At 63.8% G+C, this 12,159-nt stretch carries 12 protein-coding genes; 5 read left to right on the top strand and 7 right to left on the bottom strand.

The features are described from left to right. Window positions 1-12: 12 nt before the first annotated feature. Both WI560_RS01040 and WI560_RS01035 read right to left on the bottom strand, forming a co-directional pair. Window positions 13-306, bottom strand: a complete 294-nt coding sequence (locus WI560_RS01040; RefSeq protein WP_257178941.1) for a hypothetical protein — start codon at window positions 304-306, stop codon at window positions 13-15. Between the two features lie 207 nt (window positions 307-513). Next, window positions 514-1,200 (bottom strand): DNA-3-methyladenine glycosylase I, encoded by a 687-nt coding sequence (locus WI560_RS01035; protein WP_375306545.1) that lies wholly within the window; start codon window positions 1,198-1,200, stop codon window positions 514-516. Window positions 1,201-1,791: 591 nt separating this feature from the next. On the opposite strand from WI560_RS01035, the gene WI560_RS01030 reads away from it, so the two are divergent. Both WI560_RS01030 and WI560_RS01025 read left to right on the top strand, forming a co-directional pair. Beyond that, window positions 1,792-2,931 carry an MBOAT family O-acyltransferase gene (locus WI560_RS01030; RefSeq protein WP_375306544.1) on the top strand — a complete coding sequence of 380 codons (1,140 nt, stop codon included), beginning with the start codon at window positions 1,792-1,794 and terminating at the stop codon, window positions 2,929-2,931. A 2-nt stretch (window positions 2,932-2,933) separates the two neighbouring features. Further along, complete coding sequence (locus WI560_RS01025; RefSeq protein ID WP_375306543.1) at window positions 2,934-3,998, top strand: hypothetical protein; 1,065 nt, start codon at window positions 2,934-2,936, stop codon at window positions 3,996-3,998. A 23-nt stretch (window positions 3,999-4,021) separates the two neighbouring features. On the opposite strand, the gene WI560_RS01020 is transcribed toward WI560_RS01025, so the two are convergent. The 3 genes from WI560_RS01020 to WI560_RS01010 are packed head-to-tail and all read right to left on the bottom strand — an operon-like array spanning window position 4,022 to window position 5,769. Beyond that, window positions 4,022-4,759, bottom strand: coding sequence for a di-trans,poly-cis-decaprenylcistransferase (locus WI560_RS01020; RefSeq protein ID WP_257178944.1), 738 nt, complete (start codon window positions 4,757-4,759; stop codon window positions 4,022-4,024). 31 nt (window positions 4,760-4,790) lie between these two features. Continuing rightward, complete coding sequence (locus tag WI560_RS01015; protein ID WP_257197220.1) at window positions 4,791-5,165, bottom strand: transcriptional regulator; 375 nt, start codon at window positions 5,163-5,165, stop codon at window positions 4,791-4,793. Further along, window positions 5,152-5,769 (bottom strand): hypothetical protein, encoded by a 618-nt coding sequence (locus tag WI560_RS01010; RefSeq protein ID WP_375306542.1) that lies wholly within the window; start codon window positions 5,767-5,769, stop codon window positions 5,152-5,154. The genes WI560_RS01015 and WI560_RS01010 overlap by 14 nt, the downstream gene beginning before the upstream one ends. A gap of 202 nt (window positions 5,770-5,971) precedes the next feature. On the opposite strand from WI560_RS01010, the gene WI560_RS01005 reads away from it, so the two are divergent. After that, complete coding sequence (locus WI560_RS01005; protein ID WP_375306541.1) at window positions 5,972-7,219, top strand: S1C family serine protease; 1,248 nt, start codon at window positions 5,972-5,974, stop codon at window positions 7,217-7,219. Window positions 7,220-7,341: 122 nt separating this feature from the next. Here the strand turns inward: WI560_RS01005 and WI560_RS01000 are convergent, their stop codons facing one another. Continuing rightward, the gene (locus tag WI560_RS01000; protein WP_375306540.1) at window positions 7,342-8,316 is read right to left on the bottom strand and encodes a Bug family tripartite tricarboxylate transporter substrate binding protein; all 975 of its coding nucleotides are present in this window, start codon (window positions 8,314-8,316) and stop codon (window positions 7,342-7,344) included. A gap of 124 nt (window positions 8,317-8,440) precedes the next feature. Here WI560_RS01000 and WI560_RS00995 point away from each other — a divergent pair, with 124 nt between their 5' ends. After that, a complete protein-coding gene (locus WI560_RS00995) occupies window positions 8,441-8,851 on the top strand; it encodes a VOC family protein (RefSeq protein ID WP_375306539.1) in 411 nt (136 codons plus the stop codon). Window positions 8,852-9,090: 239 nt separating this feature from the next. Then, window positions 9,091-10,671: an AMP-binding protein gene (locus WI560_RS00990; protein WP_375306538.1), complete on the top strand. Its 1,581-nt coding sequence runs from the start codon at window positions 9,091-9,093 to the stop codon at window positions 10,669-10,671. Between the two features lie 135 nt (window positions 10,672-10,806). On the opposite strand, the gene WI560_RS00985 is transcribed toward WI560_RS00990, so the two are convergent. After that, complete coding sequence (locus WI560_RS00985; RefSeq protein WP_028133695.1) at window positions 10,807-11,901, bottom strand: HD-GYP domain-containing protein; 1,095 nt, start codon at window positions 11,899-11,901, stop codon at window positions 10,807-10,809. Window positions 11,902-12,159 lie beyond the last annotated feature (258 nt).

Below are 12,159 nucleotides of genomic sequence, written 5' to 3'. Positions count from 1 at the left end.
CCCGTGTCACATTCAATGCCGCATATGCTCGAACACCACGATCACGCCGGTCGGCTCGGGCTCGTGCGCCATCAGGCGGGTCAGGTCGGAATCGCCCCAATCGGCGAGGCTGACGACTTCACCGCTCTGGCGATCGGCGCCGGGCGACGCAGTGGGCTCGAGCACCTTGAGGCCCATTTCGTCGACGAAGAAGGTATGCTCGCCGAACATGCTGTTGAGCTGCGGCATGGCGGGATGTTCGTCAGGCAGCACCTGGGCGCCAAGCTGGTTGACGGTCTGCTTCACCTGTTCGGATGTGAGCTTCATGAGCTGCTCCGTTCTGTGTCCGGTTTCGTTGGCCTGAGCGGGAGCGCGCGTTCCCTGCGCCTTTGTCCGCCTGGCTCAAGCCCGAACAGGTGCTGCAGACAAATGTTCCGGCGAAATGCATTTTGTGATCGCGCGTTCGCATCTGCCGCGCTCACGGCACGAGATCGCCACAGGATGCACACGATCTGTCGGTGAGCTATGCACAGACTATTCGCTGCGGTTCTCGCCCACCGAGAGCGCGCAGATGCGCGATAGATAAGTGTAGGGCAGGCCGGTTTCCTCGGCCCAGGTGTTGAATTGCGCCTGCACCTTGGCGAGATCGCCCTTCGACTTGACCTCTTCTGCAATGTCGAGACCGGCATCGCGCAGGCAAACGACGACGTCCTTGGACGTCACAAAGCCGTCCCAGCCGACGAAGCGCAGCAACATCTGGCCGGTGTTGCCGCCGAGACGGCTGCCGCGCCGGGTCAGGAGATCGAGCAGGCCGATCTGGTTGGACGGCGGCCATTTCGCCAGAAACTTGCCGAAGCTGCCATGCTCCTTCGCGATCTCCTGGACGAACGCGGCGTTGTCGCGCACCGACATGATCTTGGCCCCGTTGCGCACGATGCGCACGTCGCGCAACAGGCCTTCCCAATAATCTTCCGGCTGGAAGCTGAGCGTGGCCGGCTGGAAATGCAGGAAGGCCTCTTCAAAGCCATCCCATTTCGAATCGATTACGCTCCAGGCGAAACCGGCGCAGAACACCCGCTTGGTCATCTCGGCCAGGATGCGATCGTCGCCGAGCTTGGCCAGACGCTTCAGGTCGGGCTTTTCCGGCATCAGCTTTTCCAGGGCCTTGGGCCCGCCCTTGCGTTTCTCGGCACGGGCGCGAATGGTCTTGAAGGAGGGCATGCGGACACGAGCGGTTGAGGGCCCGTCACGACATCAGAATTCGCGCCACAGGTCCAGCACCGCGGAGGTGAAGTCCGTGATGATGATGCGCCCAGGGCGCAGATTGTCGGGTGTGCGTCCCAGGGGCGCACCCTCCGAGAGCCCGCGCACGGCCGAAACGGTTGATTTCGCCTCAAAGTTGCTATTGGATGTTGCGGTAGTAAATAGGCATCAGTCGCCGCTTTCCCCGGACTGTGATCGATTGCGCGATCCCGGTTGCACCTCCGCCCGTATCGTTTTCCGACGGAGCGGAACGACGAGCGGTGTCGCAGCCCAATAATGTGACTTATTCCTGCAATGTCCTTTGTCACCGTCGCGTTCCTCTGTCTCGTCGCCGCGACCTTCCTGCTATACCACGCGACTTCCAGGCTCCCGGTCCAGAATCTGATCATATTGACGGCAAGCTACGTATTTTACGGCTGGTGGGACTGGCGCTTCCTGCCCTTGCTGATCGGAATTTCCATCGTCAATTACGCTGCGGCGATCCTGATCGCCGCGACCCCTCACGAACACACCCGAAAGCTTCTGGTTCTTGCCGCGGTCGCGGCGGCGATGCTCGTTCTCGCGATATTCAAATGTTTCAACTTCTTCGTCGATTCGTTCGCGACGCTTGCGCAGCGCGCGGGGCTCCGTCCGAACCTGCCGACATTGCACATCGTCTTGCCGCTCGGCATCTCCTTCATCACTTTCCAGGGCATCGCCTATGTGGTGGACGTCTATCGCGGCAGACATGTCGCGGAGAGAAGCCTCGTCAAGTTTCTCGCCTTCAAGGCGTTCTTCCCGCAACTCGTGGCGGGACCGATCGAAAGAGCCAGCAATCTCCTTGATCAATTTTCCAAGCCGCGCCAATTCACGGCCGACCACGCCGAGCGCGCGCTCTGGCTCCTGATCTACGGCTATGCCATGAAGATCGTGGTGGCGGATAGCCTGGCGGTGATCGTCGACACGCTCTTCATTCCGGATCAGCCCTTTGGCTGGTCGGTCGTGCTCGCTACGATCGCATTCGGCATCCAGATCTATGCCGATTTCAACGGATACAGCCTGATCGCAAAAGGCGTCGCACTGCTGTTCGGCTTCGAGCTGATTTGGAATTTCCGTTACCCTTATTGGTCGGTTTCGATCAGCGAGTTCTGGCGACGCTGGCACATCAGCCTCAGCACATGGCTGCGGGACTATTTGTATATCCCGCTCGGGGGCAACCGCCACGGCGCGGCGATCACGAACCGGAATCTGATGCTGACCATGGCATTGGGAGGCCTCTGGCACGGCGCATCCTGGACTTTCGTGCTTTGGGGGCTGCTTCATGGCGCAGCTCTCGCGCTATGGCGCATGGTGCCGGGCGGAGACGCGCCGTCGTCAAAGGCGGCTCGCGCCGCTGGCTGGGTCGTGACGATGCTGGTCGTGTTTGTCGGCTGGTTCCTCTTTCGAGCCGCCAATTGGACCTTGCTGGTCGGCATGCTGAGCGCTCTCGCGAACTGGGAATGGGCGCCGGTGCACAGCGCCATCGTGCTGGCAATTCTGTCGTTGGCCGGCCCGTTGATGCTCCTGGAATGGCAGCTACAGTTGCGCGGTGACTACTTCCTGCTTCACCGACCTGCGTGGATGAGATATCCGCTGTTTGCGGCTCTGGCGGCCGTGACCATCGCGGCGTCCGGGCATGTCAACGCCACCTTCATCTACTTTCAGTTCTAGCCATGCTGAAGCGCACGATCCAGGCGATCGAAAAATGGCCGCTGAGCCATGCGGTCCAGACCGTGGCGCGCAAATTTGTTCCAGTCGCGGTTTTGACCGCACTCATCCTCGCTAGCGCGCATTACATCTACCAGCAGAGCAAGCATCAATGGTCGCGCGGGATCGAGACCTATATCGTGCTCGAGCAGATCAGGCGTTCGGAGCGGCTGCCGACCTCCGATCTCGCCTTTCTCGGCGACAGCTCGTGCCTTTTCGGGGTTCACGTCCCGACCCTCTTGCAGGCGTTTCCGGGATCGAAGGTCGAATCGTTCTGCACCATCGGGTTCGTCGGCCCGGATGGCTACGCTGCGATGCTCGACAAGATGATCGCTCGCGGACGCCAGCCTCGGAAGCTCGTTCTGGTGTTCAATCCCGTCCAATTCGAGCGCGATCCAAGATGGAACGAGTGGCCGGCGTTCATCAGGACGGACCATTTCGAAGCTCCTTCCGTCCTGACGTTTCCGGCCGGCGGGCTCGAATTTATCCGGCTGCTGATGGAGCGGGCGGTGTACAACCCGCTCCCGGGCGCTTATGCGGTCTACTACGGCGGCAAGGACCAGTTCATTTCGACCATTTGGCGCGAGCATGGCAGCGCAATTGAGCCCAACCGGATGCTCAATGAACCTTCGCTGAAAGCTTTCAGAGCCACGCTGGCCGGTCACACTCTTCTCAGGCCGCTACCCGACTCAAAACCGTTCGTGATGAACGCGGAATTCGAAAAGGCACTCGACTCTCTGTCCGCAACGCTTTCGAAGCTCGATCGCTCAAAGGTCTATCTTGTGATCGCGCCGGTCAATTCGGTCAATGCTCAGGGCGGCCCGCAGAGCTTCCACACCGACGCCGGCAGGAAAATTGCGGCTCGCCTTGGCCTTGATCCATCGCAGTTTCTGGATACCCCGGCCGTCATGCTGGATATCCTCTTTGCGCATTATCCGTCGCATTTTCACCGGTGGGGACGGATCATCTACACCGAGCAGCTTGCCAGGACACTGGCCGATCGAGGAATCCTGGAATCCGCCGGCAACTGACCGTCTGCGCCACTGAAAGCGCGTCACACACGGGAGAGTGACGGCACCTCCTCCGGCAGGATCGCCTGGAGGCCGCCAAAGCGGCGCTCGCGGCCGTGGAAGGAGGCCAGCGCCGCGGCAAGATCGCCGGCATCGAACTCGGGCCACATCCGCTCGGTGAAGTGCAGCTCGGCATAGGCCCCTTCCCAGAGCAGGAAGTCCGAGAGCCGCTTCTCGCCCGAGGTGCGGATGATGAGATCGACGTCGCGCAGGCCGGCTTCGCCGGTGACGAGCTGCGAGAAGGCTTCGCGGGTGAGGCTGGTCAGCGCCGCCGCCTTCGCCGCGGCATTGAGGATGGCATCACGCGCGGAATAATCGACCGCGATACGCAAATGCAGCGTGGCGCCGCCGGCGGTGGCCTGTTCGGCCTGCGCGATCGCGCTGGCGATGCCTTCAGGCAGGCGATCGCGGCGGCCGATCACGGTGAGCCGCACGCCGTTCTTGACCAGGCTCTGCACCTCGTTGGCGAGATAGAAGCGCAGCAAGGTCATCAATGCGGCTACCTCGGCCTTTGGCCTCCGCCAATTGTCGGTGGAGAAGGCGTAGAGCGTCAGCGTGCCGATGCCCTGCTTGGGCGCGGCCTCGACGATGCGACGGATGGTCTCGACGCCGGCCTCGTGGCCGCGCACGCGCGACAGGCCGCGCCGTGTCGCCCATCTCCCGTTGCCGTCCATGATGATACCGACATGAAGCTTCTCGCTATGGGACGCATCACTTTGCATTGCAAAGTCTCCGGTCAAAAAAAGGGAAGGATCAGGTCGAGACGATGCCGAGGCGGCCGAGCGGCGGCGCCTCGCGGCCGGCGGCCCTGGCGGCGTCGCGCACCAGGCGTTCCAGCACGGCAAGATAATCGAGGAAACGGCGGCGTCCGGACTTGGTGAGGCGGCAGGTGGTGTGCGGACGGTTGCCCTCGTAGCCCTTGGTCACGTCGACGAGGCCGGCCTCCTGGAGCACGGCAAGGTGCCGGCTGAGATTGCCGTCGGTGAGGCCGCACAGCTGCTTGAGGTCGGCAAAGGCCAGCCCCTTGGGATGCGCCATCAGCGAGGTCAGAAGCCCGAGCCTCGCCTTCTCGTGGATCACGCGGTCGAGCCCTTCGTAGGAGAAGGGTGCGCTGTCAGTCTTCGACATCATGGTCTCCGGATGCGACATGCAGAATGGCCGCCATTAGCGACTGCCCGATCAGGAATGGCAGGCCCATGGTCCATGGCGACAGCGTGTGGGTCTGGCTCGCGATCACCACCACCGAAAAGCCGGACACGAAATACCAGGCGCCGGCGAGCGCCACGGGGCGCGGCAGCGAGCGGACGGAGGCGAAAATGCCGATCGACACCAGGATCTGCCACAGGCCCGGCAGGAGCCACAACGTCTCGGCCGCGAACTTCCACATCACCACCGCGAGCAGCACGCCGGCAACGCCCGCGGGCAGGAACTGCTCAACCGCCTGATGAATCATGGCGTCGGCCAGACCCGAATGATGGCGGCGCGAACGCGCGCGCATCTCGATTCCGATCATCAGGACGGACAGCGCGGCGGCGACGAACCAGCCGACGAAGAAGCCGAGCGGCTCAGCCGTGGGATCGCCGAGCAGCCAGAATTGCAGCACCGCCGTGATGAGCGCGACGGCACCGGTCGCGGCCATCGTCGCCGGGCCGTATCCGCGGAACGCCGTGCCGGCCGCGATCTGGCTGCGGATCGCCACGATGTCGGCCAGGGCCTTGTCGAGATCGCGCATTGGCAACGCCGAAGCCTCGTTCCGCTCACGCCTCACAGGACCGCAGCCCCGTTACTTTGTATTGCAAAGTATATAGCGACGCAAAGTAAACGCAAGTCCGAAAACCGCTGCGGGGACGCGCGGCCCGAACGGACAACTGCCGGTTGCGCGCCCCCCGTCTGCCCCGGATAAGATGTAGCCAAGAAATTCCCGGGGGTCGAGTATGTGGCCTAGGTCATTCATCGTTGCGCTAGTTTCCCAGGCGATGCTCGCCGGTCTCGCTCATGCGGCGGGGCCTTTCGGCACCATCCACGTCGGCAATTGGAACGGCGGCGCCTACACCAATGATTCCACCGGCGCATTCTCCCACTGCGCCGCGAGCACGCCCTACGCCAACGGCATAACGCTGCTGGTCGGCCAGGATTCGAACAACGCGTGGCTGCTCGGCTTCGCCAATCCGGCGTTTCGCTTCAAGAAGGGCGAGAACCTGACGATCGACGTGACTTTCGACGGTCAGGCCGAGGTCAGGCTGTTCGCGACCGCATTGTCCGAGGTGATGGTCTCGGCCGTTCTGCCCACGAGCGTCGCGCGTGCTTTCCAGAAGGCGAGCCTGATGGTGGCGGTGGCGAGAGGCACGCCGTTTCAGTTCAGTCTGACGTCAACTGCGCCCTTGATCGCCGCGGTCACCAATTGCGTGACGCGAGTCAAGGCCGACGGACTGGACAAGGCCGGCGACTTTGCAAAGGTTGCCGCCCGGCCGCAGGCCGCGCCGGACAAGCAGACGCCGCCTCCTGCTGCCGGCAAGTCCGCCAAATCGCAGGCCGGCACCGGCTTCGTCGTGAGCGCGAGCGGGCACATCGTCACCAACAATCACGTGATCAGTGGCTGCGTCGGCGACATCAAGGGCCACCTCACCGGCGAGGCCGCGATGGTGCTGCGCGTCGTTTCGGCCGACGCCAACAATGATCTCGCCTTGCTTCAGGCGCCGCCGACGGCGACGTTCAAGGATTTCGCCCGCATTCGCGACCGCTCGTTCCGCGCCGGCGATTCCGTCGTCGCGATCGGCTTTCCCTACCACGGGTTGCTCAGCTCGGACTTGAGAGTGACGACCGGGATCGTGAGCTCGCTCAGCGGCATGCGCAACGACACGCGTTTCCTGCAGATCAGCGCTCCCGTGCAGCCGGGCAACAGCGGCGGCCCGCTGTTCGACACCACCGGCCAGATCGTGGGCGTGGTCACCGGCAAGATCCCGGGATTGCGGATCGCGGCCATGACCGGCGACATTCCCGAGAACATCAACTTCGCCATCAAGACCGGCGTGCTGCGCGACTTCCTCGACAATTCCGTGGTGCCCTACCAGACCGCGGAGCCCAAGGGCGAGCTGAAGACCACCGACATCGCCGGCAACGCCCGCGCCTACACGCTGCTGCTCTCGTGCAACGTCACGGAGCAGGCCGACGCGAAGCGGTAAATCGCGGCTCCATTGCGGCGCGACGGGCCGCGCGCGCCGCGGCGGCGGCTGCACGAAACAAAGCGCGCAAGAAAAAAGCCCTGCCGAACGGCAGGGCTTCATTCCCGGTCGTCACGGGATCGCTACTCGACCTTGAGGCCGGCGAACTCGACCACCTTCCGCCACTTCTCGGTCTCGGCCTTGATCTCCTCGCCGAACGCTTCCGGAGTCTGCGGCCGCGGCTCGCCGCCGAGCTCGACCAGGCGCTTGGCCATGTCGGGCTCCTTGAGCACCGCGTTGACCTCGGCGTTGAGCTTGGCAATGATGTCCTTCGGCGTGTTCTTCGGTGCACCCATGCCGAACAGCGCGCTGGCCTCGTAGCCCTTCACGGTCTCGGCGACCGTCTGCACGTCGGGCAATTGCGGCGAGCGCTCCGCCGTGGTGACGCCAATCGCACGAAGCGAGCCAGAGCGGATGTGCTGGATGATCGAGGGCATGTTGTCGAAGATCACCTGCACCTGACCGGCGAGCATGTCGGTGATCGCCGGCGCCGCACCGCGATAGGGCACGTGCTGCATCTTGCAGCCGGTCATGGCCATGAACATCTCGCCGGAGAGGTGCACCGAGGTGCCGTTGCCGGACGAGGCCATGTTCACCTTGCCGGGATTGGCCTTCACATATTCGATGAACTCGGCGACGTTCTTGGCCGGCACGTCCTTGCTGACGGTCATCACGTTCGGCACGCGCTGGAACGAAGCGACCGGCGCCATGTCGTTCACGAAGTTGAATTTGAGATTCTTGTAGAGCGAGGCGTTGATGTAATTGGCCGGGTTGACCAGCTGCAGCGTATAGCCGTCGGGCTCGGCATTGATGACCGATTCGGTGGCGATGTTGTTGCCGGCACCCGGCTTGTTCTCGACCACGAATTGCTGGCCGAGCTTTTCCGAAAGCCGCTGGCCGATCAGCCGCGCCAGGATGTCGGTGGCGCCGCCCGGCGGATAGCCCACCACCCATTTCACGGGCCGGGCCGGATAATCGGCGGCAAGAGCCTTCGACAGCGGAGTGGCTGCAAGCGGACTGGCGGCGAGCAGGCCCAGCGCGGTACGGCGAGTGATCATCTCAAGGGTTCTCCCAGTGTTGTTCTTGAAAGTCGAATAGCTTGTAGGTCGAGCCGATCGGGTTGTAACAAAGGTCGTCGCGGGCGGAAAGTGCGCGGGACGCATCATGACGAAAGGATGAGACATGACGGTCAAGGTTCATGCCCTGGATCATCTCGTGATCAATGTCAGCGACGTCGCGGCGACAGCGGAGTGGTACCGCAAGATTCTCGGCATGGAAGTCAAGGTATTCGATCCCGGCGGCGGCAAAGCGCCGCGGACTTTCCTTCAATTCGGTAACCAGAGGATCAACGTGCGCCAGCGCGATGCCGACAGGGTGGAGTGGTTCACCGCCGCACACCCGACCGCGGGCAGCGAGGACCTCTGCTTCCTCACCTCGGCCACACCGGACGAGGTGGTGGCGCATCTGGGTGCACACGGCGTCGCGATCGAGGCCGGTCCAGGCCCGCGGCAAGGCGCCCGCGGCACGCTGCGCTCGGTCTATTGCCGGGATCCCGACGGCAGCCTGATCGAGATTTCGTCGTACGCGGATTAGAAACGTCATTCCGGGGCGGTGCGCAGCACCGACCCGGAATCTCGAGATTCCCCGGTGCGCAATTGCGCACCTGAGGCCTGGTCCTTTCGGACCATCCCGGAATGACAACGGAGCGAGCGCGGGCGTCCCAGCACCGTACGTCGCGCCTCCCGATTTGCACCCCGCGTCATCCGATGGCAGGAAGACGCAATAATCGCATGACAGCCGCCATCAAGATGCAGGCTGCACGGGGAGGAGCCATGCCACTTCAACAAACCACCGCGGGAATCGTAGGCCCGTTCGACGGGCTCGACGTGCCCTGGTTGCTCAAGATGCGCGCCGAGGTCCGGCGCGATCATCCGTTCCTGATTTGGGCGCCGTTCGATGCGCCGGCGCGGCGCTGGAGCTATGGCGAGTTTCACGAGCGTGTCGGCGCGCTGGCGGCGGGGCTGGTACGGCGCGGCGTGAAGCCGGGCGAGTATGTGCTCATTCATCTCGACAATTGCATCGAGGCGATGCTGGCCTGGTTTGCCTGTGTCGAGCTCGGGGCCATCGCGGTCACCACCAACACGCGCTCGGCACCGGCCGAGATCGCGTATTTCGCAGATCATTGCGGCGCGGTTGCCGCGATCACCCAGCCGGCCTATGCGGAACTCGTCGCGCAGAACTGCCGCAACATTCGCTGGATGGCGGTGACCTCACATGATGCCGGCGCGGCGCCTGCGGAGGCGGTCTCACGCGGTGACAGGTTTGAATCGCTGTTCGCCGACAGCGCCGACCGCCCCAGGCGCCCGACCGATCCGCTGGCGCCATGCAGCGTGCAATACACCTCGGGCACGACATCGCGACCCAAAGCGGTGCTGTGGACCCACGCCAACGCGCTGTGGGGCGCCAAGATCAACGCCGCGCACGAGGACCTGCACGCGAGCGACGTGCACCAGACCTACCTGCCGCTGTTCCACACCAACGCGCTGGCCTATTCCATGCTGGCCACGCTGTGGGTCGGCGCCACCTGCGTGATCCAGCCGCGCTTCTCGGCGAGCCGGTTCTGGGGCGTCGCGCGTGAGCACGGCGCGACCTGGACCTCGACGATCCCGTTCTGCATGAAGGCGCTGCTGGAGCAGGAGGTCCCGAAAGACCACAAATTCCGCCTGTGGGGCACCGCGATCAACGAGCCGCCGGCCTTCGCCGCCTTCGGCATCAAGATGATCGGCTGGTGGGGCATGACCGAGACCATCACCCATGGCATCGTCGGCGAGGTCGACCAGCCCAACGTCCCGATGTCGATCGGCCGGGCCGCGCCCGAATACCAGATCCGCATCACCGACGACGACGGGCGGCCGACCGAGGTCGGCGGCACCGGCAATCTGTCGATCAAGGGCATTCCCGGCCTGTCGCTGTTCGCCGAATATCTCCACAATGAGAAAGCCACGCGCGAGAGCTTCGACGAGCACGGCTTCTTCCTCACCGGCGACCGCGTCGAGCGGCTCCAGAACGGCTACATCAAGTTCGGCGACCGTGCCAAGGACATGCTGAAGGTCGGCGGCGAGAACGTCGCGGCCTCCGAGATCGAGCAGGTGATCGCGCTGGTAGCGGGCGTGCGCGAGGCCGCCGTGGTGGCGAAGCCGCACCCGATGCTGGACGAGGTGCCGGTGGTCTTCATCATCCCCTTGGGCGGTGTCGCCGGCGCCGCGCCCGACCTGCATGATCGGGTGATGGAAGCCTGCCGCAAAGGCCTTGCCGATTTCAAGGTGCCGCGCGAGATCAGGCTGGTCGACGACATGCCGCGCTCGACGCTGGAGAAGGTCGCGAAGGCGGAGCTACGGAAGATGGTGGGGTAGCGGCGTCGCCGAACGGCACACTGCCGTAGGGTGGGCAAAGCGAAGCGTGCCCACCAGCTTTCTCAAATCCGGATGCATATGGTGGGCACGGCGCTACGCGCCTTTGCCCACCCTACGGCAGCCGAGAATGCCGAACTAAAACGACCCCAGCGCCACCGGGCGGAACGCCTGCAGCAGCTGCTGGTCCAGCTTGCCGCTCATGCCTTCCATCATGGCGAACGCACGCGAATGCGTAAACGGCATGCGGTAGGCGCGTTTCTCGACCAGCGCGGCGTAGATGTCGACGATCGTCGTGAGACGCACGATGTCGCTGATCTGGTTCGACGACAGCCCGTTCGGATAGCCGCTGCCGTCGAGAAACTCGTGGTGATGCAGGATCACGTCGAGCATCTCCGGCGGGAAGCCGCCCTGGGCGGCAAGCGCGTCATAGCCGCGGCGCGGATGCTGGCGCACCTCGGCCATCTCCTCGTCGGTGAGCTTGCCGGGTTTGTCGAGCAGCGCGGAGGGAACGAAGGCCTTGCCGACGTCGTGAAGCAGCGCGGCGCGGACGAGGCGGCGCTGATCGTCCTCGCGCATGCCGAGATGCTGCGCGAAGGCGACCGCGAAGCCGGTGACGAACAGGCAGTGGCGATAGCTGCCGACATGATGGCAGCCGACCGTGGTGAGCCATTCGCGCAGCGAGGAATGCTTGATCGCCTTCAGGATCTTGCTTTCCGCCGCGATGACGTCGTCGAAGGTCAGGGGCACGCCGAGCGGCAGCTTCTCGAACATCTTCGCCAGCACCGCATGCGCCGCCTCGACGCCGCGGTTGAGCGTCTTGCCGCGATCGGTCGCGTCATAGGCCGCGGTGTCCGGGAAGGCGGCGCGAATGCGCTGCAGGATGGCCTCGGCCTGGAGCGGGCGTGAGATGGTGTCGGTAGCTCCTAACGCCCAGGCCTGCATGGTGCCGTGATGGAGGGCGTCCGCGAGTACGAACAGCCGCGGCATCGAGCGATAGGCATCGCCGCGCAGCTTGTTGCGCACCCGCTGCACGCTTTCGGGCGAGCGCAGGTTGATATCGACCACGAGGCCGGAGAGATCGCGCGAGGGCTTTTCGGGGATGTCCTGCGTCGTCACCGTCGAGACGTCGCCGACCGCCTTCAGGATGCTGGCGAGCTCGGAACTCTCGTCGCTCCGGTCGGAGGCGAGCAGAAGCCGGCGTTTGGCGGCGGATTTGGCTGGCGCGTTCATGGCTTCCCCAAAGCATGGGATCGGGATTTGGCATCAGCCTAAGCGGATCAGGTTCTCCGGCCCTTAAGAGGCGTGCTCAATGGAACCTTGGGGAATTCGGTGCAATTTTACGGGTTCTGGTTGCGATGGCGGGACCTGAAATCCGCAAAACAACCCCATGCACAGTAGAATGGCATTGATAACAAAGGGCAATTTTTCGCGTTTCACGCCACCCTCCGCTGTCATTCGCCGCTAGAGTGAGCAAGAGACAAGAGGGAC

The organism is Bradyrhizobium sp. A11, from assembly GCF_042077125.1.
GTDB classification, from domain to species: domain Bacteria; phylum Pseudomonadota; class Alphaproteobacteria; order Rhizobiales; family Xanthobacteraceae; genus Bradyrhizobium; species Bradyrhizobium japonicum_B.
Note: the sequence above shows the minus strand (reverse complement) of the source record. Positions and strands in the feature narration are given on the sequence as shown.

Excerpts from the sequence above, each read along its gene's own strand:
- WI560_RS01030 (WP_375306544.1), top strand. The coding sequence starts at position 1,792 with ATGCTCGTTCTCGCGATATTCAAATGTTTCAACTTCTTCGTCGATTCG.
- WI560_RS01015 (WP_257197220.1), bottom strand. The coding sequence starts at position 5,165 with ATGTCGAAGACTGACAGCGCACCCTTCTCCTACGAAGGGCTCGACCGC.
- WI560_RS01005 (WP_375306541.1), top strand. The coding sequence starts at position 5,972 with ATGTGGCCTAGGTCATTCATCGTTGCGCTAGTTTCCCAGGCGATGCTC.
- WI560_RS01025 (WP_375306543.1), top strand. The coding sequence starts at position 2,934 with ATGCTGAAGCGCACGATCCAGGCGATCGAAAAATGGCCGCTGAGCCAT.
- WI560_RS00995 (WP_375306539.1), top strand. The coding sequence starts at position 8,441 with ATGACGGTCAAGGTTCATGCCCTGGATCATCTCGTGATCAATGTCAGC.
- WI560_RS01000 (WP_375306540.1), bottom strand. The coding sequence starts at position 8,316 with ATGATCACTCGCCGTACCGCGCTGGGCCTGCTCGCCGCCAGTCCGCTT.
- WI560_RS01035 (WP_375306545.1), bottom strand. The coding sequence starts at position 1,200 with ATGCCCTCCTTCAAGACCATTCGCGCCCGTGCCGAGAAACGCAAGGGC.
- WI560_RS01020 (WP_257178944.1), bottom strand. The coding sequence starts at position 4,759 with ATGCAAAGTGATGCGTCCCATAGCGAGAAGCTTCATGTCGGTATCATC.
- WI560_RS01040 (WP_257178941.1), bottom strand. The coding sequence starts at position 306 with ATGAAGCTCACATCCGAACAGGTGAAGCAGACCGTCAACCAGCTTGGC.
- WI560_RS00990 (WP_375306538.1), top strand. The coding sequence starts at position 9,091 with ATGCCACTTCAACAAACCACCGCGGGAATCGTAGGCCCGTTCGACGGG.
- WI560_RS00985 (WP_028133695.1), bottom strand. The coding sequence starts at position 11,901 with ATGAACGCGCCAGCCAAATCCGCCGCCAAACGCCGGCTTCTGCTCGCC.
- WI560_RS01010 (WP_375306542.1), bottom strand. The coding sequence starts at position 5,769 with ATGCGCGATCTCGACAAGGCCCTGGCCGACATCGTGGCGATCCGCAGC.